The organism is Desertihabitans brevis (assembly GCF_003327535.1).
Lineage (GTDB): Bacteria > Actinomycetota > Actinomycetes > Propionibacteriales > Propionibacteriaceae > Desertihabitans > Desertihabitans brevis.
This window is the reverse complement of record NZ_QOUI01000001.1, coordinates 71173-97209: the sequence shown is the minus strand read 5'-3', so window position 1 is coordinate 97209 and position 26037 is coordinate 71173. Positions and strand designations below refer to the sequence as shown.

The 26037-nt window shown below is 73.5% G+C and carries 22 protein-coding genes; 8 read left to right on the top strand and 14 right to left on the bottom strand.

The features are described from left to right. Nucleotides 1–123 precede the first annotated feature (123 nt). Genes DT076_RS00395 through DT076_RS00380 form a run of 4 tightly spaced genes read left to right on the top strand, consistent with a single transcriptional unit; the run spans nucleotide 124 to nucleotide 3887 of the window. Nucleotides 124–1344, top strand: coding sequence for an MFS transporter (locus DT076_RS00395; RefSeq protein WP_114124688.1), 1221 nt, complete (start codon nucleotides 124–126; stop codon nucleotides 1342–1344). Further along, a complete protein-coding gene (locus DT076_RS00390) occupies nucleotides 1331–2095 on the top strand; it encodes a MerR family transcriptional regulator (protein ID WP_114124687.1) in 765 nt (254 codons plus the stop codon). Before DT076_RS00395 ends, DT076_RS00390 begins: the two co-directional genes overlap by 14 nt. A 32-nt stretch (nucleotides 2096–2127) precedes the next feature. After that, nucleotides 2128–2718 (top strand): TetR/AcrR family transcriptional regulator, encoded by a 591-nt coding sequence (locus DT076_RS00385; RefSeq protein ID WP_114124686.1) that lies wholly within the window; start codon nucleotides 2128–2130, stop codon nucleotides 2716–2718. Further along, nucleotides 2715–3887, top strand: a complete 1173-nt coding sequence (locus tag DT076_RS00380) for an SGNH/GDSL hydrolase family protein (protein WP_114124685.1) — start codon at nucleotides 2715–2717, stop codon at nucleotides 3885–3887. Before DT076_RS00385 ends, DT076_RS00380 begins: the two co-directional genes overlap by 4 nt. Here DT076_RS00380 and DT076_RS00375 read toward each other — a convergent pair. The 5 genes from DT076_RS00375 to DT076_RS00355 form a co-directional block, all read right to left on the bottom strand. Then, nucleotides 3875–4705 carry a phosphotransferase enzyme family protein gene (locus DT076_RS00375; RefSeq protein WP_114124684.1) on the bottom strand — a complete coding sequence of 277 codons (831 nt, stop codon included), beginning with the start codon at nucleotides 4703–4705 and terminating at the stop codon, nucleotides 3875–3877. The two genes, DT076_RS00380 and DT076_RS00375, sit on opposite strands and share 13 nt — an antisense overlap. A gap of 58 nt (nucleotides 4706–4763) precedes the next feature. Beyond that, nucleotides 4764–5777, bottom strand: a complete 1014-nt coding sequence (locus DT076_RS00370) for a LacI family DNA-binding transcriptional regulator (RefSeq protein WP_114124683.1) — start codon at nucleotides 5775–5777, stop codon at nucleotides 4764–4766. Nucleotides 5778–5806: 29 nt separating this feature from the next. Beyond that, the gene (locus DT076_RS00365; RefSeq protein ID WP_114124682.1) at nucleotides 5807–7099 is read right to left on the bottom strand and encodes an ABC transporter substrate-binding protein; all 1293 of its coding nucleotides are present in this window, start codon (nucleotides 7097–7099) and stop codon (nucleotides 5807–5809) included. 25 nt (nucleotides 7100–7124) lie between these two features. Then, the gene (locus tag DT076_RS00360) at nucleotides 7125–8648 is read right to left on the bottom strand and encodes a sulfatase-like hydrolase/transferase (RefSeq protein ID WP_233493543.1); all 1524 of its coding nucleotides are present in this window, start codon (nucleotides 8646–8648) and stop codon (nucleotides 7125–7127) included. A 94-nt stretch (nucleotides 8649–8742) separates the two neighbouring features. Next, nucleotides 8743–9480, bottom strand: coding sequence for a hypothetical protein (locus tag DT076_RS00355; RefSeq protein ID WP_114124681.1), 738 nt, complete (start codon nucleotides 9478–9480; stop codon nucleotides 8743–8745). Between the two features lie 185 nt (nucleotides 9481–9665). Here DT076_RS00355 and DT076_RS00350 point away from each other — a divergent pair, with 185 nt between their 5' ends. Further along, a complete protein-coding gene (locus DT076_RS00350) occupies nucleotides 9666–10700 on the top strand; it encodes an aldo/keto reductase (RefSeq protein ID WP_114124680.1) in 1035 nt (344 codons plus the stop codon). Nucleotides 10701–10728: 28 nt separating this feature from the next. On the opposite strand, the gene DT076_RS00345 is transcribed toward DT076_RS00350, so the two are convergent. Both DT076_RS00345 and DT076_RS00340 read right to left on the bottom strand, forming a co-directional pair. Further along, on the bottom strand, nucleotides 10729–12012 hold the full coding sequence (locus tag DT076_RS00345; protein ID WP_114124679.1) for a cysteine desulfurase-like protein: 1284 nt from the start codon (nucleotides 12010–12012) through the stop codon (nucleotides 10729–10731). A 29-nt stretch (nucleotides 12013–12041) separates the two neighbouring features. After that, entirely contained in the window at nucleotides 12042–13559 is a 1518-nt protein-coding gene (locus tag DT076_RS00340) for an MFS transporter (protein ID WP_114124678.1), read from the bottom strand. 181 nt (nucleotides 13560–13740) lie between these two features. On the opposite strand from DT076_RS00340, the gene DT076_RS00335 reads away from it, so the two are divergent. From DT076_RS00335 to DT076_RS00325, 3 genes are all read left to right on the top strand, one after another. Beyond that, the gene (locus DT076_RS00335) at nucleotides 13741–15036 is read left to right on the top strand and encodes a M16 family metallopeptidase (protein WP_267896787.1); all 1296 of its coding nucleotides are present in this window, start codon (nucleotides 13741–13743) and stop codon (nucleotides 15034–15036) included. Next, the gene (locus tag DT076_RS00330; protein ID WP_114124677.1) at nucleotides 15033–16385 is read left to right on the top strand and encodes a M16 family metallopeptidase; all 1353 of its coding nucleotides are present in this window, start codon (nucleotides 15033–15035) and stop codon (nucleotides 16383–16385) included. Before DT076_RS00335 ends, DT076_RS00330 begins: the two co-directional genes overlap by 4 nt. Before the next feature lie 142 nt (nucleotides 16386–16527). After that, entirely contained in the window at nucleotides 16528–17904 is a 1377-nt protein-coding gene (locus DT076_RS00325; protein ID WP_114124676.1) for a sulfatase family protein, read from the top strand. Between the two features lie 27 nt (nucleotides 17905–17931). Here DT076_RS00325 and DT076_RS19250 read toward each other — a convergent pair whose 3' ends face one another. The 7 genes from DT076_RS19250 to DT076_RS00290 form a co-directional block, all read right to left on the bottom strand. Further along, nucleotides 17932–18483 carry a DcrB/PsbP domain-containing protein gene (locus tag DT076_RS19250; RefSeq protein ID WP_158548000.1) on the bottom strand — a complete coding sequence of 184 codons (552 nt, stop codon included), beginning with the start codon at nucleotides 18481–18483 and terminating at the stop codon, nucleotides 17932–17934. After that, on the bottom strand, nucleotides 18480–19637 hold the full coding sequence (locus tag DT076_RS00315) for an ABC transporter ATP-binding protein (protein ID WP_114124675.1): 1158 nt from the start codon (nucleotides 19635–19637) through the stop codon (nucleotides 18480–18482). Before DT076_RS00315 ends, DT076_RS19250 begins: the two co-directional genes overlap by 4 nt. Before the next feature lie 2 nt (nucleotides 19638–19639). Next, entirely contained in the window at nucleotides 19640–20773 is a 1134-nt protein-coding gene (locus DT076_RS00310; protein ID WP_114124674.1) for an ABC transporter ATP-binding protein, read from the bottom strand. A 28-nt stretch (nucleotides 20774–20801) separates the two neighbouring features. Next, nucleotides 20802–21941, bottom strand: a complete 1140-nt coding sequence (locus DT076_RS00305) for an ABC transporter permease (RefSeq protein ID WP_114124673.1) — start codon at nucleotides 21939–21941, stop codon at nucleotides 20802–20804. 8 nt (nucleotides 21942–21949) lie between these two features. Next, nucleotides 21950–22936, bottom strand: a complete 987-nt coding sequence (locus DT076_RS00300; RefSeq protein ID WP_114124672.1) for an ABC transporter permease — start codon at nucleotides 22934–22936, stop codon at nucleotides 21950–21952. Nucleotides 22937–23017: 81 nt separating this feature from the next. Continuing rightward, a complete protein-coding gene (locus tag DT076_RS00295; protein WP_114124671.1) occupies nucleotides 23018–25153 on the bottom strand; it encodes an ABC transporter substrate-binding protein in 2136 nt (711 codons plus the stop codon). A 272-nt stretch (nucleotides 25154–25425) separates the two neighbouring features. Continuing rightward, the gene (locus tag DT076_RS00290) at nucleotides 25426–26013 is read right to left on the bottom strand and encodes a TetR/AcrR family transcriptional regulator C-terminal domain-containing protein (protein WP_114124670.1); all 588 of its coding nucleotides are present in this window, start codon (nucleotides 26011–26013) and stop codon (nucleotides 25426–25428) included. Between the last annotated feature and the right edge of the window lie 24 nt (nucleotides 26014–26037).

The following is a 26037-nucleotide window of genomic DNA, read 5'->3' as shown; positions in this document are numbered from 1 at the left end:
CCGGGTACTGGATCGATCCAGATGCCATCCGCCCCCATCGGTGGTGACGCTGGTCACAGGCTGACCCGACGGCAGCGCGTCCGCGCTTGACCCCGACGCGACGTCACGGTCTGTGCTGGACCCGTGCCCCGAATCGTCCTCGCCTACCTCGGCTCCCACGTCCTCAGCCTGCTCGGCAACGGCGTGCTGGCCGTCGCCCTGCCCCTGATCGTGCTGCAGACCACCGGCAGCCCGCTCCACGTCGGCATCATCGCCACCGCCACGGCCGTCCCGGCGGTGCTGGTCGGCCTGTTCGCCGGGGTGGTTCTGGACCGGGTGAACCGGCGCACCTGCTCGGTGCTGGCCGACCTCATCTCGGCGGCGTCGGTGGCCGCCATCCCGCTGGCCGACCTGCTGTTCGGGCTCAACCTGTGGTGGCTGGTCGGGCTGGCCGTCGTCGGCGCCTTCGGCGACGTCCCGGGCATGACGGCCCGCGAGGTGCTCGTCCCCGCGGTCGCCCGCCACACCGGGGTGCCGTTGGAGCGGCTGGTGGGGCTGCGGCAGTCGCTGACCGCGATGGCCCTCGTCCTCGGCCCGGCCGCCGCGGGCACCCTGCTGGTGCTGCTCGAGGGCACCACGGTGCTGCTGGTGACCGCTGCCACCTCGGCGCTCGCAGCGCTGCTGACCCTCGTCCTGCCGCACCGCTTCGGCCGCGTGGAGGGGGCCGGCGCCCCGCGCGGCTCGGTGTGGCAGCAGCTCACCGCGGGCGCCCGGGTGCTGCGCGGCAGCCGCTTCCTCACCGGGCTGGTCGGGCTGACCGTCGGTCTGGCGGTCGTGCTGGGCGGGGTGCAGGGGCTGGTGCTGCCGCTGTACTTCACCAGGGTCGGCCAGGAGGACCTGCTCGGCTTCGTGCTCACCGCGCTGGCGGTCGGGATGCTGGCCGGCACCGCCGTCTTCGCGGTCGTCGGCGCCCGGCTGCCGCGCCGGACCTGGATGACGCTCGCCCTCGTCGGCACCACCACCGGGTTCCTCCTCATCACCACGCTGCTCTCCCCGGTGGTCGTCTTCGTCGGCGCCGTGCTGGTCGGCGTGGCCAACGCGCTGCTCGGCGCGACGGTGGGCGTGCTGCAGGCCGAGCGGGTGCCCGACGAGGTGCGCGGCCGGGTGCTCAGCCTGCAGAACGCCGTCCTGCTGGTCGCCGCACCCGCCGGGATCGCGCTGGCCGGGGTGGTCGCCGAGTACGGTTCCCCCCTGACCGCCGGGCTCGCGGTGAACGCGGTGTGGCTGGTGGTGCTCGGTGTCGTCCTGCTCTCCCGGGCCCTGGTCGACCTGGAGCCGAAGGAGCGGACCGATGCGCAGCAGTGAGCTGGCGGCCCTGGCCGGGGTCACCGTGCGCACCCTGCGCCACTACCACCAGATCGGGCTGCTGGAGGAGCCGCAGCGCTCGGTCAACGGCTACCGCAGCTACGACGTCGGCCACCTGGTGCGGATCCTGCGGATCTCCCGCCTGACCGCGCTCGGCGTCCCGCTCGCGGTGCTGCCCGACGTGCTGGACGACCCCGAGGCGGCCGAGGCCCTGCTCGACGAGCTCGACCAGCAGGCCGCGGCCGAGATCGAGCGGCTGACCAGCCGCCGGGCGGTGATCGCCACCCTGCGCGAGCACCGCGGGATGCCCGACCTGCCGCCGGTGCTGGCCGAGCTGGGGGTCGACCTGCGGGCCTCGTCCGAGGCCGTCCCGGAGCTGGCGCGCTACGAGCGCGAACAGCTGGTGCTGCTGGCCCACGTCCTCGGCGAGACCGACTTCGCGACCGTCGCCCGGTCGCTGGCCCCGCTGATGGTCGGCGACCCGGCGGCGACGGAGCTGGTCCGGCGCCTGGCCCGGGTCGACCAGGACACCCCCGAGGCCGAGGTCGAGCGGCTGGCCACCGACCTGGCCGACCACTACCGCCCGCTGATCGCCGGGCTCGGCGACCTGCCCGCGGTCGTCGACCCGGCAGAGCTGCTGTGGGCCCACCTGCAGCAGAGCTACAACGAGCGGCAGCAGCAGGTCAACGAACGCTTCGTCGAGCTGCTGCAGCCGCCCGACCGTGCCGATGAGGATCTTCCTAACGACTAGAGGTTTCTGCCTACAAGGTGTAGGTTGTTCGGGTGCCACGCCGATCCCTCTCTCCCGCCACCGTCATCGCCGAGGCGGCCGTCCTCGCCGACGCCGAGGGGCTGGAGGCGGTCACCGTCTCCGCGGTGGCCCGCCGTCTCGGGGTCCAGCCGGCGAGCCTGTACTCCCACCTGCCCGGTCGCGACGCCCTGCTGGACGGCCTGACCGAGCTGGCGCTCGGCGAGCTGGCCGAGCGGGTGGCCGAGGCGGTCGCCGGACGGGCCGGGCACCCCGCGCTGGTTGCCCTGGCCGACGCCCACCGCGGCTACGCCTCGGAGCACCCGGGCCGGTGGGGCGCGCTGCAGCGCCGGTCCGGCCCCGGCCCGGTCGCCTCGTCGGCGGCGGCCCGGCTGGTCGCGCTGACCCGGGCCGTGCTGCGCAGCTACCCCGTCCCCGAGGACGACCACGTGCACGCGGTCCGGCTGCTGGGCAGCACCGTCAACGGCTACCTCACCCTCACCGGTGCGGGCGGCTTCGACCACCGCACCCCCTCCCCCGACGCGTCCTGGCCCCGGGTGCTGGCCGCTCTGGACGTCGCCCTCCGCCACTGGCCGACCGGCCCCGACCCCGAGGAGACCCGATGACCACGACCCCTGTCCCCGCCGCGATGGTGCGCGGCGCGGCCGAGCTGGAGAGCACCGAGCGCGGGCTGCGCCCGCACCGGCTGCCCGGCTGGGCCCGCGAGCAGTACCCCGACCCGCGGCTGCTCACCATGGAGGCCCAGCCCTCGGGTGTCCGGCTGGCACTGGCCGGACGCGCCACCACCGTCGAGGTGCTCTGCCACCCCACCCGGCTCGCCTACCGCGGGGCCGAGCGGCCCCGCGGCCGGCTGGACCTGCTGGTGGACGGCGAGCTGCTCGCCAGCGATCCGCTCACCGGCGGCGACCGCTGGGAGACCGATCTGCAGACCGGGGCGACCGAGCACCACCCCGGACCGCCGCACCGCACGGTCTTCCGTGGGCTGCCCGACCACGACAAGACCATGGAGATCTGGCTGCCGCACTCCGAATCGGTGGAGCTGCTCGAGCTGCGCAGCGACGCCCCGGTCCGCCCGGCGCCGCCGGCGCGACGTCGCTGGCTGCACCACGGCAGCTCGATCAGCCACGGCTCGAGCGCGGAGAGCCCGAGCGCGACCTGGCCGGCCGTCGCCGCCCGGCTCGCCGGGGTGGAGCTGCAGAACCTCGGGCTCGGCGGCAACGCCCTGCTCGACCCGTTCCTCGCCCGGGTGCTGCGCGACACCCCCGCCGACGTCATCAGCGTCAAGCTGGGGATCAACGTCGTCAACGTCGACCTGATGCGGCTGCGCGCCTTCGTGCCCGCCGTGCACGGCTTCCTCGACACCATCCGCGACGGCCACCCCGACACCCCGCTGCTGGTGGTCTCGCCGATCCTCTGCCCGATCCACGAGGACACCCCCGGCCCGGGCGCGGTCGACCCCGCCACGCTCGGCACCGACCAGGTCCGCTTCCTCGCCACCGGCCGGCCCGAGGAGGTGGCCGAGGGCAAGCTGACGCTGCGGGTGATCCGTGAGGAGCTGCGCGCGCTGGTCGAGCGGCGCGCCGACCCGCACCTGCACCACCTCGACGGCACCGAGCTCTACGGCGAGGCCGACGCCGCCGAGCTGCCGCTGCCCGACGCCCTGCACCCCGACACCGCCACCCACCGGCTGATCGGCGAGCGGTTCGCGGCGCACGCCTTCGGCCCCGGCAGGCCCCTCGCGGCACCGGAGCACGCGGGCGCTCAGCCGGCCTGACGGGCGGTGAGCAGCCGCAGCTGGAGCAGCCACTCCGTGCCCAGCCGCCGGCCGTCGGGGAGCTGGTCGCCGGCGTCCCAGCGCCAGGTGGTGATCATCGCCAGCACCAGCGTCCGGCAGTCCCGCAGCAGGTCGTGGTCGAGACCCGGGTAGTGCCCGGCGACCTCGTCCGGAGCGTGCGCCAGGTCGAACTCGACCGGTCCGCGGCAGCAGGTCTCCAGATCGATGAAGACCGGCCCGTCCGCGGTGCCGAGCACGTTGCCCGGGTGCGGCTCGCCGTGCAGCAGCTGCTCCCCCGGCGCACCGGCCACCCGCCGGCGCAACCGGCGCAGGGTCTGCTCCAGCAGCGTCCGGCCCGGCGGGTCCAGGGCGGGGGTGCGCTCGGGCTGGGTCACCAGCGCCAGCGCCTCGTCCACCCGGTCGGTGGCGTGCGGGGCGCGGACGTCCACCTGGCGCAGGCCGGTGTGCAGCCGCTCGAGCGCCTCGGCGTACGCCTCGGGGCTGATCGCGGCGGTCGGGGCGTGGTGGGTCCAGAAGGTGAGGGCGAACCCGTCCCGCGGGTGCACCCGCGGTTCCACCCGCGGGTCGGGCCCGGCCACCGGGGCGCCGGCGGCGACGAGCTGACGTCCCAGCTCGAGCTGGGTGGCCGCGGACGGGTCGGCGGCGGGTGCGACCCGGGCCACCACGTCGCACGGCAGCAGCCGCAGCGTCACCGCGTTGGAGCGCTGCAGCACGAGGACCTCCTCGACGACCAGCCCGAGCGAGGACGCGACGGCCCTCGCGGCGGCAGAGGCGTCCCGGGGCGTCGGCGGTGTCACGGGTTTCACGCTAGAGCGCTCCTGCGCGGCAGCGCACCGGCTTTCCGCGGCGGGCGTCTCACCTGCGGGTCGTCGGTACCGGGCCGGTCGCGGCGGTGCTCTCCCGGGGCACCAGCCGGTGGCCGACCACGGTGTGCTGGACCTCCGGTGCCGTCGCCCCCTCCTGACGGCGCAGGGAGGCCACCGCCAGCCGGGCGATCTCCTCCCGGTCCGGGGCGATGGTGGACAGCGTCGGCAGCGCGGCCAGGTCGTAGGGGATGTCGTCGAAACCCATCACCGCGACGTCGTCGGGCACCGCGAAGCCGTGCAGCCGCAGCGCGCGGATCACCCCCATCGCCAGCCAGTCGGTGACGCAGAACACCGCCTCGGGCATCGGGTGGCCCGAGCCCAGGAAGGCCTTCATCGCCTCCTCGCCGTGCCGGCCGGTCACCCCGCGGACGGGCAGGTGCAGCGCGGCGGGCAGGTCGAGACCGTGCGCCCGCAGCGTGGCCCGCGCCCCGACCACCCGCCGGTCGGTGCGCCCCGGCCCGCCGACGACCGCGATCCGCCGCCGTCCGGTCTCGAGCAGGTGCTGCACCGCCGAGGCGGCCGCAGCCGCGTTGTCGATGCCGACGTGGTCCACCGCGGCGAAACGGCGCTCGCCCAGCATCACCAGCGGCAGCCCGGAGCGCTCGGCCAGGTCGGACTCGCGCAGCCGCAGCGGGCTGAGCACCATGCCGTCGATCCGGCTCTGCCGGGTCTCGGCCAGCAGCTCCAGCTCGGCGGCCCGCTCCCCCCGGGTCTGGCGGATCTGCACCCACCAGGACGCCGCCTCCGCCGCGGTGATGAGCTGCATCGCCAGTGAGGCGAAGTACGGCATGTCGAGGCGGGGCACGCCGAGCACGATCACCCCGGTGCGTCCCTTGGCGAGGTTCCGGGCGCTGAGGTTGGGCCGGTAGCCCAGCTCCTCGATCGCCGCCGTCACCTTCTCCCGGGTCTGCGTGGAGATGTGGGGGAAGTCGTTGATGACGTTGGAGACGGTCTTGATCGACACCCCTGCGCGGGCGGCGACGTCGGCCAGCCGGGGCCTCACCGACGCCGCCTGGTTGCCATGGCTGGAGACTAGTGCCCCAGTGCCACCCCGGCCGCATCGACGAACTGCTGCGCGGCGGCGCCCGGGTCGGAGCGGCCGAACGCGATGTCCTCGTTGAGCCGCCCGAAGGTCGACAGCAGCTCCCCGTAGCCCGCCGGCCAGGGCTCGGGCGACTCCCCCACCTCCGGCTCGATCCGGTCGACGTAGTCGATGGCGCGCTGGGCCGCGGCGTCGGCGGTGGCGGCCACCACCTCCCGCGAGCTGGCCGAGGGCGGGACACCGAGGGTCAGCCCGATGCTCTGCACCGCGGCGGCGTCGTTGAGCAGGAAGTCGACCAGCCGCTCGGCGTCCTCGGTGCGGCGGGAGCGGGCCGAGACGCACCACAGGTCGAGGGCCTTGAGGAACTGCCCGGACAGGTCGCCCGGGGAGCCGTCGGCCGAGGGCAGCGGCACCAGCTCGACGTCGGCGTCCGGGACCAGCGGCTGGTAGAAGGTGACCTGCTGGACGAACCCGGCCAGCAGCGGTGCGCTGCCCCGCACCAGCAGCGACTCCTCGAACGAGGTGCTCTCCGCCGACACGTCACCGGGCGGGGCGGCGCCGTCGGCGCGGAGCTGCGCCCACATCGCGTACCACTCCTCGACCGTCTCCCGGCTGACCGCCAGGCCCGCACCGCCGGGGGCGAAGACCCCGGTGCCGGCCTGGCGGGCGAAGACCTCGAAGGTCTGGAAGGCGCCACCGAGGTCGGCACACCCCCAGCTGCCCGGTCCGGCCTCCTCGGCGTAGCCGCGCACGAAGTCCTGGAACGTCGACCAGGTCCAGTCCGTGGGGACGCCCACGCCCACCTGCTCGAGCAGCCCGGAGTGGACGAACACCGCGTGGGAGATCGAGCTCTGGCCGATGCCGAACAAGCCGTCCTCCAGCTGGCCGCTGGTCGCCACGTCGGGGTCGAGGGCGTCGGTGCGGATGGTGCTCCCGACGGCCTCGCCGAGGTCGGCCAGGGCCCCGCGCCCGGCGTACTCGGAGAAGTAGCTCATCGACATCCGGAGCACGTCGGGGGTGTCGTTGCCGGCGGTCTGGGTGGCCAGCTTGTCCCAGTAGCTGTCGAACGGCGCCTTCTCCACGGCGTAGGGGACGTCGGGGTGGGCCTGCCCCCAGGCCTGCAGCGCCCCCTCGACCCCCTCGTGCACCGGCGTCCCGCCGTACCAGGAGACCCGCAGCGGGTCACCACCTCCGCCGCCGGCACCACCGCCGCAGGCGGGCAGCAGCAGGGCACCGCCGGCGGCGGCACCGGCGGTCAGGAATCCTCGTCGAGAAAGCGTCATCGATCTCTCCTCTGTGGGGGACGGCTCAGCGGGACGTGCGGGAGGTGGGGGTGGATAGGGGCGGGGTGGGCCCGGTCCAGCGCCAGTTGTGCGGCAACCGCTTGGGCCGGTAGGCGCCGGTGGGCAGCTCGTCACCGACCCGGATCATCCAGGCGGCCAGCAGCCGGGTGAGGGCGAGCAGCTCACCGGTGTGGGCGGGGTCGTCGGACAGGTCGACCAGCTCGGCCGGGTCGTCGGCGAGGGAGTAGAGCTCGGTGCAGCCCTCGCTGTCCATCACCAGCTTCCAGTCCCCGGCCCGCACCATCCGCCGGCCACCGCTCATCGTCACCGAGTTCAGCTCGTCGTAGGTGGTGCCGGTGTAGTCGAAGTGCAGCGGCGGGTGCTCGTCGGGGCCGTAGGGTGCCCCGCCGAAGCCGACCTCGGCGTAGATGCTGCCGAACTCGCCGGCCGGCACCGGCTCGCCGGCGAGCAGCGGCGCCAGGCTGCGGCCCTGCACGCCGGCCGGCAGCTCGAGCCCGAGCAGCTCGCAGAGGGTGGGCAGCACGTCGACCAGGGAGACCATCTCGGTGCGGGTCTGGGCCGCGATGCCGGGCCCGGTGACGACCATCGGGATCCGCGCCAGGAACTCCGACAGGCCCGCGCCCTTGCGCTGCAGGCCGTACTCGCCGACGTAGTCGCCGTGGTCGCTCAGCACCACCACGACGGTGTCGCGGCCGCGGGACGCGACGGCGGCGAGCAGCCGCTCCAGCTGGTCGTCGACCAGCCGCAGCATGCCGAGGTAGTTGGCCGCGTAACGGCGCCACAGGTCGTCGTAGCCGGGCCGCTTGGACTCCACCAGCCGACGCAGCCACAGGTGGTCCCCGCCCTTGGCCTCGGCGGCCTCCGGCCCGCTCAGCCGCTCCGGGACGTCGGACTCGGCGAACATCGAGAAGTACGGCTCGGGCACCTGGTAGGGGTTGTGCGGCTCGGGGAAGGAGACCCAGCTGAACAGCGGCTGGTCGGTCGGCGCCTCGCCCAGGGCGCCCACCGCGTCGTCGACGATCCGGTACGGCAGCTGCACCTCCAGCGGGAACGGCGTGGCCTGCGTGCTCGGACCGTGGTCCAGACCGCGCAGCCACGCGTCGAAGGCGGCCTGCTGCTCGGTGTGCTGCGGCCCCTCGGTGTGGAAGTACGGACCGGCCCAGGAGTCGAAGTCGGCCGGCCCGCGGTGGATGTGCGGTTTGCCGGCGAAGTGCAGCCGGTAGCCGGCGCCGCGCAGGACGTCGAGCAGGTCGGCCTCGTAGCAGGCGTGCTGGGCGGTGCTGTTCTGCCGCACCCCGTGCGCGGAGGGGAAGCGGCCGGTGAGCATGCTGGTGCGCGCCGGCACGCAGGTGGGGTGGGGGGTGTAGGCGTTGACCAGGTCGGTGCCGCCGGCGGCCAGCCGGTCCAGGCACGGCATCGTGTCCAGCGGGTAGCCGCTGCGCCGGGTCAGCCCGGCCCGGTGCTGGTCGGTCATCACCAGCAGGACGTCCGGATGTCCGGCCAGCGGGTCTGCTGCGTTCGGTGCCACGCTGCTCCTCAGGTCGAGTGCGACCAGTGTGGAGCAGATTTCTAGCGCTGTAAACCCTGCGCGCGAGAAGGCGATGAGTCGGGGGTGGACGCTGTCAGGCCGGTGGCTGGTCGGCGCTACGACGTGGCGCGGCCTGCTGGTCGGGTGCCGCCGCTCCGGGGGCGGCGGGGCCCGGACGGCCACGCTGCGGCTCGGCGCTCTCGGGGACGGCGGGCGGTCGCTGCCCGGGTCGGGCCCCCTCCCCGGCGTCGCCGTCGGCGGACCCCGCCGGACGCGCAGCACCCGCGTCCTGCCCGTGGCGACGGGAGCCGTCGTCCGCGTCGGCCTCCGGGCCGCGGTGGGCGTCGGCTCCGCGGTCGACGTCGGCTCCCCTGTCCCGGTGGGGGGCGGCCTCCCGGCCGCGGCCGCTGTCGGCGTCCGGGCCACGGTCGGCGTCCCGGTCGTGGTCCTCGTCGCCTCCACGGCCGTGGTCGGGGTCGAGCTCGTCGGCCCGCCGTCGCAGCGCCTCCTGCTCGTCGCGGCGCCGGCTGGCCGCGCGCTCCTTGGCCACGGCCTCCGCCTCGACGCGTTCCGCGGCCGCGGCGCGCTGCTCGGCCTCGGCGGCCTGCTGCTCGGCCTCGGCGCGGACGCGGCGGGACTCCGCCTTGGCCTCGCGGGCCTCGGCGTCGCTCCGCCGCACGTCCAGCCCCTGCTGCTCCGAACGCTGCCGCAGCTCGGCCGCCTGCTCGCGGTGCCGCTCCCGGCGCCGGCGTGATGCGACCAGCGCGACCAGCACCGCCGCCAGCAGCACGACGACGATGACGACGACCCAGACGATGGTGGTGGTGCTCATCTCCGCTCCCGTCTCCGATTGTGCCCCGATCGTGCCCGGCAGCGACCGGACCAAACCGGACGCGCCCCGCGCCCCCTGCGGCGGGCCCCGGGGGAGGAGCGGCCGGGGCTGGGTACGGTCGGCGTGACCGACCCTCCTCGTCCCCCGCGGCGACGAGGAGCCACCTCTCTCGACGAGGAGAACCCATGGAGTACCGCACCCTCGGACGCAGCGGCACGTCCGTCTCGACCTACGCCCTCGGCACGATGACCTTCGGCGCGGAGAGCGACGAGCAGACCGCGTACGCCCAGCTGGACGCCTACCTCGACGCGGGCGGCAACCTGGTCGACACCGCCGACGTCTACGCCGGGACCGAGTCGGAGTCGATCATCGGCCGCTGGCTGTCCAGCCGGGGCACCGACATCCGCGACCGGGTGGTGCTGGCCACCAAGGGCCGCTTCCCCACCGCCGACCACCCCAACGGGCTCGGGCTCTCCCGCACCCACCTGTCGCAGGCGCTGGACGCCTCGCTGCGCCGGCTGCAGACCGACCGGATCGACCTCTACCAGGTGCACGCCTGGGACGCCCTGACCCCGCTGGAGGAGACGGTCCGCTTCTTCGACGACGCGGTCGCCGCCGGCAAGGTGCGCTACTGGGGGCTGTCGAACTTCACCGGCTGGCAGCTGACCAAGACCGTCGACCTGGCCACCTTCCGCGGCTGGCCGGTGCCGGTCACGCTGCAGCCGCAGTACAACCTGCTGGCCCGTGGCATCGAGGCCGAGATCGTGCCCGCCGTCCAGGACGCCGGGATGGGCCTGCTGCCCTGGTCCCCGCTGGCCGGCGGCTGGCTGACCGGCAAGTACCAGCGCGACCAGGCCCCCACCGGTGCCACCCGGCTGGGTGAGAACCCGGAGCGCGGGATGGAGGCCTACGCCGGCCGCAACGCCGCCGAGCGCACCTGGCAGGTGATCGACGCCGTCACCGCGGTGGCCGACGAGCTCGGGGCCTCCCCCGCCCAGGTGTCGCTGTCCTGGCTGGCGGCGCGTCCGGCGGTGACCTCGGTGATCCTCGGTGCCCGCACGCTGGAGCAGCTGCAGCAGTGCCTGGGGGCCGCCGAGGTCGCGCTCTCCCCCGAGCAGCAGGATCGGCTGACCGAGGTCAGCGCCCCGGTCTGGGACGACTACCCCTACGGCGAGCCGGGGGTGGCCCAGCGCCACCGCAAGATCACCGGCGGCCGCTGAGCACCTCCGACGTCGCCCGGCCGGACGGTCAGCGCAGGAAGGCGCGCAGCCCGTCCAGCAGCCGGGCGACGTCCTCGGCGTCGGTGTAGGGCGCCAGCCCGACCCGCAGCGGCGGGTCGTCGAGGAGCCCGAGCACCCGCGCCGGCTCGGTGGCGTAGAAGGTGCCCGCCGGGGCGAGGACGTCCCGCTCGGCGAGGAAGCGGGCGGCCTCGGCCGCGCTGCGCCCGGGCAGCGAGACCAGCACGGTCGGCGTCCGCTCGGCGGCCCGCGAGTGGCGCACCACCCGACCGCCCAGGGCGTCCAGACCCTCCTCCAGCTGCACCCGCAGCGCGGTCTCGTGAGCGTGCACCGCCCGCATCGAGCGGCGCAGCCGCTCCCGCCGGGAGGCGGTGGGCCGGCCCGGCACCAGCTCGGCGAGCAGGTCGACCGCGGCCGTCACCCCGGCCAGCACCTCGTACGGCAGGGTGCCGAGCTCGAACCGCTCGGGGACGTCGTCGCTGGAGGGGCGCAGCTTGTCCGGGGCCAGCCGCTCCAGCAGCCGTGGCGTGGCCGCCAGCAGAGCGCAGTGCGGGCCGAGGAACTTGTAGGCCGAGCAGACCAGCGCGTCGACCCCGAGGGCCGGCAGGTCGACCGGCTCGTGCGGCACCAGGTGCACCCCGTCCACCCAGACCAGCGCGCCCACCGCGTGCACGGCGGCGGCGATCCGCCGCAGCGGCGGCCGGGTGCCGAGCAGGTTGGACGCCCCGGTGACCGCCAGCAGCCGGGTCCGGCCGGTGAGCACCTGCTCCAGCGCGGACAGGTCCAGCTCGGCGGTGGCCGGGTCGAGCTCGAGCCAGCGCACCCGCGCCCCGACCCGCTCGGCGGCCAGCAGCCACGGCTGGAGGTTGGCGTCGTGCTCCAGCCGGGTGAGGACGACCTCGTCGCCCGGCTCCCAGTCCCGCGCCAGGGTGCGAGACAGGTCGAAGGTGAGCTGGGTGGCGCTGCGCCCGTGCACCACGCTGGTCGGCGGCACGCCCAGCAGGTCCGCGCCGGCCTCCCGGAAGGCGGCGACGACGTCCTCGGCGTTGCGCTGCGCCCGGTGCAGCCGGCCCCGGTTGGACAGCGGCGCGGTCAGCACGGCCGCCATCGCCTCGGCCACCGCGCGCGGTGTCTGGGTGCCGCCCGGGCCGTCGAAGTACGCCGTCCCCGACGCCAGCGCCGGGACCCGGGCCCGCAGCGCGGCGACGTCGTACCCGCCCGGTCCCCCGTCCGGACGCGGAGGGTCGGGACGGGCGGGGCGGGCGGGACGGGCGGGACGGGCGGTCTCGGGCACGGGCTCAGCCTGCCACCCGGGCGACCCGCTCAGTCGACGGCGGCGCCCGGCCGGGGCGCCGTCTGGCCGGTGACCGAGCCCTGCGGCGGGATGGTGGCGGCTCCGTCGACGGCCTCCGCCTCCCCGGGTGCGGGCGCGCTCTCCTGGTAGGCCCGTGAGAGCCGGCGGTAGTAGGGGCTGGCCAGCGCGGCGAGGGTGGCGACCACGCCCAGCGCGCCGGAGACCACGAACACCAGCGCGATGCCACGGTCGGGGCCGGTGCCGAACCAGCCGCCGATCAGCTGCGCGCCGCGGCCGTCGGTCATCCACGGGATGACGGCGAGCTGGGTGATCGGACCGATGAGGAAGGCCGTCAGCGGGGAGGCCGCCTGCTCGATGCTCTGGGCGAACCCGAACACCCGGCCCTGGCGCTCGTAGGGCACCACCCGCTGCAGGATGGTCTGCTCCCCCGCCTCGGCGAACGGCATCGCCAGCATGTAGACGAACATGGCGATCGAGAGGATGACGATCGAGGACCGCAGCGGGAAGAGCATGGTGATCGTCCAGGCCAGCAGGTTGACCAGCAGCAGCAGCCGCAGCGGGTTGCGGCCCAGCCCGACCCGGGCCACCAGCAGCCCGCCGATGATCACCGCCGTGCTCAGACCACCCCAGAGGAAGCCCCACACCTCCACCGGCACCAGGTAGAGGCCGTAGGCGTCCATCAGCGCCATGAACGCCCCACCGAGGAAGTTGTTGAAGCAGCTGAAGGCGATCAGCGCCGGCAGCCCGGGCACCGAGCCGACCAGGCGCAGCGTCCCGCGCAGGTCGACCCGTCCGGTGGCCTCGTCCACCACGCCCGTCGCCGCCGCGCCGCTGGTGCCGTCCTCGCCGGGTGAGACCACCTCCCGCTCGGGCAGGGTGATCGTCTGCAGGTGCACCAGCCCGGCCACCATCATCACCGCGCCGAGCAGCAGCACGTAGAGCATGCCGCCGGCGGCGACCAGCACCCCGCTGATCACCGAGGTGACGAGGAAGGAGATGCCGGTGGTGGTGCCGACCAGCCCGTTGGCCCGGTCCCGCGTCTCCGGCGGGATCAGCAGGGTGACCAGGGTGGGCATCGCGATGGTGCGCAGGTTGCCGACCATCACCCCCGCCATCACGACCACCACGAACACCCACAGCAGCGGGCTGGCGACATCGGAGAAGGTGCCCTCGGGCACCAGCAGGTACAGCGCCAGCGCCGCCGCGTAGAAGACCAGCGAGAGCAGCGAGGACACCTGCATCACCCGGATCTTGTGGTGGTGGTCCACGACGCTGCCGAACCAGATGCCGGTGCTGGCGGTGGCGAGCACGAAGATGCCCGCGATCATGCCGGTCGCCAGCACCGACTCGGTCTCGAGGAAGATCCAGAAGGTGATACCGAACCAGACCGTCATGTTGATGACGGCGGCCACGGCGGTGTTGGCCAGCAGGTGGGCGAAGGTGCGGCCCCGGCTGCTGCGCAGGTCGAGCCGCGGTGCGGTGGGAGTGTCGGCGGACCCGCTCGCGGGCCCCTGGCTGCTGCTCATGTGTCCTCCAGCGGGCGTGTGCTCGGGGAGTTGACCGGCCTCGTCGCGCGGACTCATCGGCCGGCCCGTCCGGGCACGGCAGCAGCCTAGGACCGGGCACCGACGACCGTCAGGACGATTTCCGTCCCCGCCGGGCGGCCCCGGCTGGGCCGGTGCGGACGTCCGTGCTGTGATGTGCCCCGTGCCTCCTCCACCCGCCGCCCCGACGACCCTGGACTACCCGGTCGCCCAGCACACCCTGGCCAACGGTCTGCGGGTGGTGGTGAGTCCGGACTCCGCGGCCCCGGCGGTGACGGTCAACCTCTGGTACGACGTCGGCTCCCGGCACGAGGCGCCGGGACGCAGCGGGTTCGCCCATCTCTTCGAGCACGTGATGTTCCAAGGCTCGGCGAACGTGGCCCGCAGCGAGCACATCGCCCTCGTGCAGGGCTGCGGCGGCACCGCCAACGCCACCACCTGGTTCGACCGCACCAACTACTTCCAGACCGTGCCGGTCGGTGCCTTCGAGCTGGCGGTCTGGCTGGAGGCCGACCGGCTCGGCACGCTGCTCGACGCGCTCACCCAGGAGAGCCTGGACAACCAGCGCGAGGTGGTGAAGGAGGAGAAGCGCCAGCGCTACGACAACGTGCCCTACGGCGACGTGCTGGAGCGGATGGTGGCGCTGACCTTCCCCGCCGACCACCCCTACGGCCACACCACGATCGGATCGATGGCCGACCTCGACGCGGCCTCGCTGGACGACGTCCGCGACTTCTTCCGCACCCACTACCTGCCCAGCAACGCCGTGCTCACCGTGGTCGGCGACGTCACGGTCGAGCGGGCGCTGGCGGTGGTCGAGCGCGAGCTGGGCGGGCTGAGCGACGCCGTCCGCCCACCCCACCCGCGCCCGGCGCCGCTGCCGCCGATCAGCGGCGAGCCCCACCAGGAGGTGCGGGCCGACCTGCCGGCCGACGCCGTCCACCTCAGCTGGCGGCTGCCGGCCCTCGACACCGACGTCTTCGACGCCCTCGACCTCGCCCTCGGCGTGCTCGGCGACGGCCAGACCGCCCGGCTGCACCAGCGGCTGGTCCGCCGCGAGCAGCTGGCCGAGTCGGCCACCGCCGCCTCCCTCGGCCTCATCGGCGGCACCTCCTTCGGCTACCTGGCCGCCCGCGCCCGGGACGGGGTGGGGATCGACCGGGTCACCGACACCCTGCTCGCCGAGCTGGAGCGGCTGCGCGCCGACGGTCCCACCCCCGAGGAGCTGGACCGGGTCAAGGCGCAGCACGAGCGGGCCTGGCTGCAGGCGCTGAGCCGGATCGACGCCCGCGCCGACCACCTGGGCCGCGCCGCCACCCTGCTCGGCGACCCGACCGAGGTGAACCGACGGGTCGCACGGGTCCGGGCGATCACCCCCGACCAGGTGCACCAGGCCGCCGCCGCCTGGCTCGACCCCGCCTCCCGCGCCACCCTCGTCCACCTCCGGGAGAACCGATGACCAGCACCGCGAGCAGCCACGCCCCCATCCCGCCCGCGGTGCTGCCGCCGCCGCGGTGGCGCTTCCCCGAGCCCACCTCCGACGTCACCCTCGACAACGGGCTGCGGGTGCTCTGGTACCGCGTCCCCGGCCAGTACGTGCTGGCCGCCACCCTCGTGCTGCCGCTGCCGCTCAGCGCGGAGCCGCCGGCGCTGGAGGGCGTGGCCACCATCACCACCCGCACCCTGGACGAGGGCACCACCGCCCACCCGGGTGAGGAGTTCGCCGAACGGCTGGAGGCCTCCGGCGCTGCGTTCGGCGCCACCCTCTCGCTCAGCGGCCAGCAGCTGATGCTGGACGCCCCGACCACCCGGGTGGCTGAGGCGCTGCCGCTGCTGGCCGAGGCGCTGCGCTCACCGGAGCTGCGCGCCACCGACGTCGAACGCCACGTCGCGCTCCGGCTGGCCGAGATCGAGCAGCTGGAGGCCAACTCGGCCCGGACCGCCGACCGCTGGCTGCGCCGCCGGCTGTGGCAGCCCGGCTCCCGGGCGCACCGGCTCAACGGCGGGGAGCCCGAGACGGTCGCTGCGATCACCCCCGACGACGTCGCCGCCTTCCACACCGCCATGGGACCGGCCGGCGCCACCCTGGTGCTGGCCGGCGACCTGCCCGAGCCGCCGGTCGACCTGGTCACCACAAACCTCGGCGGCTGGGACGGCGGCCGGCCCGACGTCCCGCAGGCACCGCGCCCGGCCGCGCCGTCGGTGCTGCTGGTCGACCGTCCCGGCTCGGTGCAGGCCGACCTGCGGCTGGGCGGTCCCGCGGTCGACCGGCGCGACCCGCGCTGGGCCGACCTGCGGGTGGCTGCCACCGCGGTCGGCGGCTCGTTCCTGAGCCGGCTGAACCGGGTGCTGCGCGAGGAGCGCGGTTTCACCTACGGGGTGCACCTGGGCCTCAGCCCGCACCACTCCGGCGGGAGCTGGACGGTGGCCGGGTCGTTCCGCACCGAGGTGGTCGGGGCCACGCTGACCGAGCTGCGCACCCTGCTCGACCTCGACGCCGCCCCCCTGGACGCCGAGGAGACCGGGGCCGCCGTGCGCCAGCTGGCCGGGCAGGGCCCGATGCGCTGCGCCACCGCCGAGGGCGTCGTCGACCAGGTCGCCTCCTCGCTGCTGGCGGGGCTGCCCGCCGACCACCTGGACGCCGAGCTCGCCCGCCTGCCGGAGGTCACCCCGGAGTCGGCCACCGCCGCCTACACCGAGGTGGTGGACCCCACGGCGGCCAGCCTGGTCGTCGTCGGCGACGCCGCTGCCCTCGCCCCCGCCCTCACCGCCGCCGGCTACCCCGACGTGGAGGTCGTCAGCAGCTGACGCCCGTCCCGCGCCCCCACGAGCTCGGCGCGCTGTGGTGGCGGACGCGGCCACCCCACCCGAACGTCCCCGGACCTGTCGAAGGGCCAGCCTCCGCGCGCCGGATCCCCCATCTCCGACGTGTGGGCGGAGAATCACTCTCGTGACCAGTGACCCCGCCCGTCCGCACGTCCTGCTCCTGCACTGCCACGACCTCGGTCGGCACCTGCACAGCCTGGGGGCACGCACCGTCACCTCGCCACACCTCGACCGGCTCGCCGCCGACGGGGTCGTGGTGGCCGAGATGTTCGCCACCGCGCCGCAGTGCAGCCCGTCGCGGTCCTCGCTGTTCACGGGCCGCTGGCCGCACGCCAACGGCGTCCTCGGGCTGACCCACGCCGAGTTCGGGTGGGACCTGCACGCCGACGAGCGCCACCTCGCGCAGCGGCTCGGGTCGGCGGGGTACCGGACCGAGCTGATCGGCATGCACCACGAGTCGCGGACGCAGGCCGACGACCGGGTCGCCGAGCGGCTCGGCTTCGACCGCGTCCGCACCGGTGGGCACGCCGAGGTGGTCGCCGACCGGGCGGAGCAGGCGATCGTGGCGATGGCCGCCTCCGACCAGCCGACCTACCTCCAGGTCGGGTTCGTCGAGCCGCACCGGATGCCCGGCGCGCGGGACGCCGACGGGGTGATGGGATTCCTCGGCGACCACGTCGAACCGGACACCGAGCGGGGGGTCGACGTGCCCGGCTACCTGCGCGACGACGAGTCCGCCCGCACCGAGGTCGCCGAGCTGCAGGGCGCGATCCGGCACATGGACGCCGCAGCCGGCCGTGTCCTCGACGCGCTCGACCGCGCCGGCCTGCGGGAGTCGACGCTGGTCGTCTTCACCACCGACCACGGGCTCGCGCTCCCCCGGGCGAAGTGCACGCTGTACGACCCCGGCCTGGAGGTCGCCTGCCTGGTCCGCTGGCCGGCGCGGGGTTGGGCGGGCGGGCGCCGGCTGGAGGGCCTGCACTCCAACCTCGACCTGACCCCGACGGTCCTCGACGCGGTGGGGGTCGCGGTGACGGGTGGCCCTCCCCTGCACGGACGGTCGTTCGCCTCCGCGCTGGACGGTCGGCCCGACCCGAACGGCGGGCGCCAGGAGGTCTTCGGCGAGCTGACGCACCACGACTACTACGACCCGCGTCGCTGCATCCGCACCCGCGAGCACAAGCTGATCGCCAACTTCTCCTCGGCGCCGGGCTTCATGGACGCCAGCCAGTCGTGGACCCACCGCACCTCGGTCCACCCCGACGCGGACCACCCGCACACCGGCAGCCATCCGGCGGTGGAGCTCTACGACCTGGGCACGGATCCGCTGGAGCTGCACGACCTGGCCGACCACCCCGAGCACGCCGCCACCCGGGACGACCTGCTGCGCCGGCTGCACCGGTGGATGCGCGAGACCGGGGACCCGCTGCTGACCGGCGCGGTGACCCCGCCGCTGCACACGCGCACCCTGGCCCTGCTGTCGGGTGCGGCCGGCGGCTGACCGGCCGTCCGCCCGCGGGCGCTGCTGCTACTCCCCCGCGCCCGGACCCACCCCGACCGTCGGGTCGGTGGCGAACCACAGCGCGTGCGGCAGCTGGAACGCGGTGAAGCAGTAGTTGCCCATCGGCAGCCAGTAGTGGAACTCCTCCACGGTCGAGCCCTGGAACGCGACGAGGAACTGCCAGTGGTCGGCGTACAGGGCCCAGACCCGTCGCTTGCGGGTCGTGCCGTCCTCGGAGAAGGTGAAGGTCCGTTCCAGCCGGACGATGTGGTTGTAGGTGGCCTCCGAGCCGGACTCCACCTCCGCGTCGGGCAGCTGGGTGATCCCGTCGTCGAAGCCCGAGCGCAGGGTCTCCAGGTCGTCGGCGACCACGGCGACCTCGAGATCGGTCACCGCCACCGCGAAGTACGTGGCCTCGTCGTCGGCCTCGGGCCGGACGATGACGCCGTCCAGGCCCGGCTCGAGGGCCGACCGCACCCAGCCGGACGGGTGCCGGAACTCGTAGCGGCCCCGCTCGTCGGTGAACGTGGTGACGCCCGTGAACCGGGGGCGACCCACCCGCGCCTCCGGTGCACTCACGACGCCACCCCGTCGGTGCGGGCCGCGGACCCCGGTCGGGGGCCGACCGGTGCGAACGGCTCGTCCGTGCCTCCGCCCACGACCGGCGAGGGCACCACCGCACCCTTGAGGTCGAGCTCCTCGGCGAAGTGGCAGGCCGCCTGCCGCACCGTGCCGGTCGACGACCCGTCCTCGGCAGGCAGTGTCCGCAGCGGCGGGGTCTCCTCGGAGCAGACCGGCTGCGCGTAGGGGCAGCGGGTGTGGAAGTAGCACCCCGACGGCGGGTTGGCCGGGCTCGGCACGTCACCGGTCAGCGGCACGACCTCCGTCCGGTTGCGCGGGTCGGGCTGCGGGAGCGCCGACAGCAGCGCCTCGGTGTAGGGGTGCTTCGGGCGGTAGAACAGCTCCTTGGTGGTGCCGATCTCGACCACACGCCCCACGTACATCACCGCCACCCGGTCGGCGATGTGCTCCACCACCGACAGGTCGTGGGAGATGAACACGTACGTCAGCCCGAGCCGTTCCTGCAGGTCCTCCAGCAGGTTGATCACCTGGGCCTGCACCGACACGTCAAGCGCCGAGACCGGCTCGTCGCAGATGATGAGGTCCGGGTCGAGCGCGATCGCCCGTGCGATCCCGATCCGCTGCCGCTGACCACCCGAGAAGGCGTGCGGGTAACGGCTCGCGTGCTCGGGCCGCAGGCCCACCATGGTCAGCAGCTCGGCCACCCGGTCCCGCAGGGGCTGACCCTTGAGGACGCCGTTGATGACCAGCGGCTCGGCGATCAGCCGGCCCACGGTCATCCGCGAGTCGAGCGAGGCGAAGGGGTCCTGGAAGATGATCTGCATCCGCGGCCGCACCTGGCGCATCGTCCGTCGGTCCGCGGTCGCCAGGTCCACCGGTCCGAGCTCGGGGTGCCGGAACACCACCGTCCCGCCGGTCGGCTCCTCGAGCCGGAGGATGGTGCGCCCCGTCGTGCTCTTGCCGCAGCCGGACTCGCCCACCACGGCGAGCGTCTCCCCCTTGGCCACGGTGAGCGAGACCCCGTCCACCGCCTTGACGTGCCCCGTCGTGCGCCGCAGCATCCCGCCCTTGATCGGGAACCACTTCCGCAGGTCCCTCACCTCGAGCAAGGGCTCGGCCTGCGCGGGCTCTGCGGTCACGGTCTCGGTCATCGTCATCCCCTCGTGGCGGCGGGCGCCGCCAGCGCGGCCCGCCCTTCGTCGGTGTACAGGTGGCACTTCGCCCCGTGCCGGGTGGGGCCGGCGAGCAGCGCCTCGGCCGGGATGACGTCGCGGCAGACGTCGCCGAGGTAGTCCGGGCAGCGCGGGTGGAAGCTGCACCCCGTGACCCGGGTGTACGGGTCCGGGATGGAGCCCTTGATCACCTCGAGCGGGGCGTGCTCGGTCATGCCGATCCGCGGGATCGACCGCAGCAGCGAGCGGGTGTAGGGGTGCTTGGGGTTGTAGAAGATCTCATCGACCGAGGCCCGCTCGACCACCTGACCCAGGTACATGACGATGACCTCGTCGCAGAGCTGGGCCACGACGCCCATGCTGTGCGTGATGAACATGATCGACATGCCGATCTCGGCCTTGAGCTTGCGCATCAGCGACAGGATCTGCGCCTCGGTGGTGACGTCCAGGGCCGTGGTCGGTTCGTCGGCGATGAGCAGCGCCGGGTGGCAGGACATCGCCATCGCGATCATGGCCCGCTGGCGCATGCCTCCGGAGAGCTCGTGCGGGTAGGACCGGGCGATCCGCTCGGGGTTCGGCATGCCGACCTGGCGCAGCATGTCGACGGCCTGCTGGCGGGCCTTCTCCTTGTCCGGCGTCTGGTGCAGCAGGATCGCCTCCTCGATCTGCGACCCGACGGTGTACACCGGGTTGAGCGAGGTCATCGGCTCCTGGAAGATCATCGCGATCTCCGCACCGCGGATCGCCCGCATGGCCGCGCTGCGCGGGTCGAGCCGGGTGATGTCGATCCCGCCCGACGCCGTCAGCGCGTCGGCCGGGGCGGACTCGTCGTCGGTCAGCAGCTGCGAGGTCGCGACGTCACCGCCCTGCCGGTGGAACTCGATCGACCCGTTCGTGATCCTCCCCGGGTGCTCGATGATCTGCATGATCGCGCGGGCGGTCACGCTCTTGCCGCAGCCGCTCTCCCCGACGATCCCGACCACCTTGCCGCGGGGGATGTCGAAGCTCACGCCGTTGAGCGCGCGGACGACACCGAGGGTGGTCCGGAACTCCACCTGGAGGTCGCGGACGGAGACGATGGTGTCGTCGTCGCGGGCGCTGGAGTGGGTGGTCACGAGGTGGTCCTCCTTGACTGGTCGGGGCTCAGCTGTACGGGTCGACGGCGTCACGCACACCGTCCCCGAGCAGCTGGAAGCAGGTGATGGCGAGGACCACGGCGACGCCCGGGATGAGCACCCACAGGTACTGCTGCAGCACGTCGACCCGGGACGCGTCCTGCAGCAGCACGCCCCAGCTGATGGCCGGGTCGAGCATGCCGATGCCCAGGAAGGACAGCGCGGTCTCGGCCAGGATCGTGGCCGGGATCGCCAGCATCGACACGGCGACGATGTGGCTGGCCGCGTTGGGCAGCAGGTGGGTGGTGACGATCCGGAAGCCGGACGCGTTGGCCGACCGCGCCGCGGCGACGTAGTCGGCCGAGGCGTAGCCCATCACCTTGCCGCGCACCTGCCGGGCCAGACCGGTCCAGGCGACCAGCGACAGGATCATCGTCATCACGAAGTAGCGCTGGGTGACCGACAGGTCCTGCGGCATGACGGCGGCCATGGTGGCCCACAGCGGGATCGTCGGCACCGACATGATGATCTCGATGACGCGCTGGATCACGGTGTCGGCCGCCCCGCCGGCGTAGCCGGAGATGGTCCCGATGATCGAGCCGAGGACGGTCGCCACGACCACCCCGAGCAGGCCGATGGTCAGCGAGACCTGGGCGCCGTGGATGGTGCGGCTGAAGAGGTCGCGGCCGTTGCCGTCGGCCCCGAAGACCAGGACGCGTCCCTCGGGGACCGTGAAGAGGTGGCGGTCGGTCGGGATGAGGCCGAAGAGCTCGTACTCGTAACCGCGGCTGAAGAACTGCAGGGGGATCGGCTGGTCGCAGTTGGTGACGTAGGTGGTGGAGATGTTGATGGGGTCGATCTCCTGGGTGACCCGGCAGATCGCCGGCCCGCCGGACCACGTCCACGCGCTGGGTGCGGCGTACTTGTACTCCTGGTTGACCGCCGCCGGGTCGTTGGGCGACAGGAACCCGGCGAAGATGGCCGCCAGGTACATCAGCAGCAGGATGACCAGGCTCACCACCGCGAGCTTGCTCCGCCGGAAGCGGCGCAGCATGAGGCTGCGCTGCGAGACCTCACCGATCTTGCTGTCCGGCGCCACCGGTCCACCGGTCCCGGAGGACGTGCCCTCGTCCAGCCCCGCACCGGAGATCTGAGCCGTTGCCGTCATCTCTGCTCCTAACCCGCCGTCCGGGCTCGTGGATCGATCCAGGCCAGCGCGAGGTCGGAGATCACGTTCCCGATGACCAGCAGGATCGACAGGAAGACCAGCAGGGTCGCCGCCACGTAGGTGTCCTTGACGATGAGGCTCTGCAGCAGCGCCTGCCCGGTCGTGGGCAGCGCGAACACGATCGAGACGATCGCCTCACCCGAGATCAGCGCCGACAGGGTGGTGCCGAAGGTCATCACCAGCGGGTGCAGCGCGTTGCGCACGGCGTGCTTCCAGATCACCCGAGACTCGGCGACCCCCTTGGCGCGGGCGGTCTGGATGTACTGCTGGCCCAGCACGTCGAACAGGTTCGCGCGCATCACCCGGGTCAGCCAGGCGGTGCTCCCCACCGTGATCACCACCAGGGGCATCCACAGGTGGCCGAGCATGTCGCCGAACTTCGCCGCGCTCCACTCCGCGTTGCGGTACTCGTTGGAGAACAACCCGCCGACTTCTATCCCGCCCCAGCGCACCGCGGCCGTCATCACCGCCAGCGCCAGCAGGAACTCGGGGATGGCCACCCCGATGAACTGGATCACGGTGATGACGTTGTCGGGGAGGCTGTACCGGTGGGTCGCCGAGTACACCCCGATGGGGATCGCGACGGCCCAGGCGACGATGATCGCGCCGATGGACAGCGCGATCGACAACCCGAGCCGGCTCCAGATGAGGTCGGCGACCGGCTCGCGGAAGGCGAAGGACTGGCCGAAGTCGCCCGTGACGAGACCGCCGGCCCACTTGCCGTACTTCACGATCCAGGGGTCGTTGATCCCGTACTGCTCCTCCAGGGCCTGCACCTGCTGGTCGGAGACCACGTTGCCCTGGGCGCGGAGCCGGGAGATCTCGGCCGTGATCGCCGACCCGGGCGCCAGCTCGATGATGAAGAACGCCACGAGCGAGACCGCGAACACGGTCAGCACGGCGTAGGCGAGCCGGCGGACGACGAAGACCAGCATCGGACAACCCCCCTCGATCAGGACGACAGGACACGGGACGGGCGGCGCCGCGGCGGCAGGTGCCGCCGCGGACGCCACGCGTCAGCTGGTGTGCTGGTCGGGGTTGTCCCAGAAGTAGCACTCGGGGTCGTAGACGGCCGGGCTCGGGTGGATCCACGGGTTGACCATCCCGCCGAGCGCGAGGTTCTCCTTGCGCGGCACGTTCTTGAGGTCGGTCTTCGCCACGACGACCTGCGGGTAGTTGGCCACCGACCCGATGAAGAACGGGCCGTCGGAGATGTGGATCTTGATCATGTCCCAGACCAGCTGGTGCCGCTTCATCTCGTCCGGCTCGACCTTGCTGGCGTTGTACAGGTCCCACAGCTTCTGGATGGGGCCGTCGGGCTCCGGCTCCATCCGCGGCGGCGTCCGCTCCCACGGATCGACGTCGAGCTCGGTGCCCTCGGTCTTGGTGCCGAGCTGCTGGTACCACTGACCCTGCAGCGGGGCCCAGCGGGTGTACTCCAGCGGCACCAGCCACTGGGGGTACACCAGGTGGTTCGGGCCGTCCCCGACCTCCCAGTTGCTGTGGCCCATCAGCTGGCCGGTCTTCCACTCGTCGTCGTAGGTCTGCGGCGCGATGGGGTTGATCCGCATCTCGATGCCGACGGCCTTGAGGTCGGCGACCAGCTGGTTGTCCTTGGACTTGTGCTCCTGCGAGGAGTCGGCGGTCGTGTCGAGGCGCAGCGTCAGCTTCTCCCCGCTCGGCAGCTCGCGCAGGCCGTCGCCGTCGGAGTCGGTCACCCCGATCTCCTCCAGCAGCTGCTTGGCCTTCTCCGGGTCGTAGGCCACGTAGGCGTCACGCCAGGAGGTGTAGGCCTGCCGGCCGGTGTCGTTGATCTGGTACTCGATCGCCTTGGGGCTGAGCGTCCCCGTGGTCGGCTCGCCGGTGTTGAAGTACACCGACCTGCGGACCGCCTCGCGGTTGAACGCGTGCGAGATCGCCTGGCGGAACTTCGGTTCCCGGATGACGGCGCGCAGCTCCTCGTCGGGGTAGTCGTAGTTGAGGAAGAAGATCGAGCCGGTGCCCGACCCGCTGTCCCACAGGACGACCTCGGTCCCGGCCTGCGCCGCGCTGTCCCGGATCCCCTGGACGTCGTTCAGCGTGATCTGGTTGAACGGCCCGTGGGTGTAGTCCACGCTGCCCTGCTGCACCTGGAGCTTGCCGGCCTCGGCGTCGGAGACGACGCTGATCTGGATCTCGTCGATGTAGGGCAGCTGGTCACCGTTGGGCATCACGGCCCAGTAGTACGGGTTGCGCTCGAGCACGACACCCCGGGTGTTGTCGAACGACTTGCACTTGTAGCCGATCATGGTCGGGCAGTCCGGGTTGCGGTGCCAGTCGGCCTTGGTCTCCATCAGACCGCCCACGGTGTCCCAGTCGTCCGGCACGTCATCGCCGTAGCTGGGGTGGAACTGCTTCAGGTAGTGGCTGGGCATCAGCCAGATCGGGCCGTTCTTGCCGATGTTGCCGTTGACCCACATCGCCATGCGGTCGGCGGTCAGCGGTGCCGGCGCGTCGAAGGTCATCCGCAGCGTGGTGTCGTCCACCGCGGTGAACTCGGCCAGGGTGCCCGTGCCGGAGCGGGCCTCGTCGGGCGGCGTGACGGCCATCTTCTGCTCGATGACGAACTCGTTCCACCAGAACAGGATGTTCTCGGTGGTGAACGGCTCGCCGTCGGACCACTTGAGGCCCTTGCGGAAGTAGAAGGTCCACTCCGAGGCGTCGTCGTTGGACTCCCACGACTCGACCAGGCCGGGCCCGATGTCCTTGCCGTCGTTGAGGTAGCGCAGCGGGGAGTGCCCGTAGAAGAAGTTGCGGTCGGAGTCGGCCTTCGCCGCGCCGGTGGTGGAGAAGGTGTTGAGGTTCAGCTTGCCGCCGTACTTGCCGGGGGTCACCCAGTGGTGCGGGATGACGTAGGGGTTCTCGGGCAGCCGCTCCTCGACCGGCGGCAGGCTCGGGTCGATGCTGGGCGCCTGCTGGTAGGTGCCCGGTGCCGGCAGCGGCTCGGTGGCTGAGCCGACCGCGGTCGAGGCCCCGCCACCCGTCGGCCCGTTCCCCGACTGGTCCTGACCTGGGCTGCTGCTGGTGCCGGTACAGGCGGCCAGGGCCGCTGTACCGGCGACGACGGCCGAGCCGTAGAGCAGGCTCCGGCGGGTGACGAGGGGAAGCTCCATTGGTCCTCCAAGTTGCCTGACGACAGTGTCAGTGCGTCGGGCGAGCCTCTCCGAGGAGGAGCCGACCGATCGCGGTGCCCGCATCCTGTGTGCGGTACTGGCCTCATTCTTCACGCTTGCGACGCCAGTTGGTGGGAACTGTAGCGACGAGTCTCGCCGGTGGGAAGGGACTGGCGCATCCGTATGCCGGAGGTGGCCCGCGGCGTCGACCTCAGGAAGGGCGACGGAGGTCGCGGGACGCCGCACGACGCCGCTGCTCGGACCCCTCGCGCTCAGGCGGGCGACACCCCGGCGGGTGCCGCGACGGGGTCGGGGAGGCGGGTGGCGATGCCGTCGACGACGAGGTCGACGCCCAGCGCGAAGGTCGACGTCTGACGGGGGTCGGCGTCGATGGCGCCGGCGCTGCCGGCCTGCAGGTGCAGCTGCTCCTCCCCGACGTGGCCGAGGACGTAGTGCACGCAGGTCGCCGCCCCGACCCGGGCCAGCTCCTCCGGCGCACCCGCGGCGCGCAGCACCTCCTCCAGCTCGGCCACCGGCCCGGTTGCGCCGAGGCCGAACGCCTGGGCGGCGGCCACCACCTCCGCGCCGTCACGGTAGGCCAGCAGGGCGTCGCGGAGGTCGGCGCAGACGGTGCGGAGCCGGTCGTGCCAGCCGCCGGTGCGGGGACGCCGGGGCCCGCGCCGCAGCAGCTCCTCGGCCACCAGCGCCAGCAGCTCCTGCTTGCTCCGCACGTGGTGGTAGAGGGCACTGGGCTGCACGCCGAGCTCGCGGGCCAGCCGGCGCACCGTCAGGTCGGCCAGCCCGTACCCGTCCAGCACCAGCAGGGCCCGGTCGACGACGTCCTGGCGGCGGTGGCGCACGGCGCTCCTCGGGTCGCGGGGTGG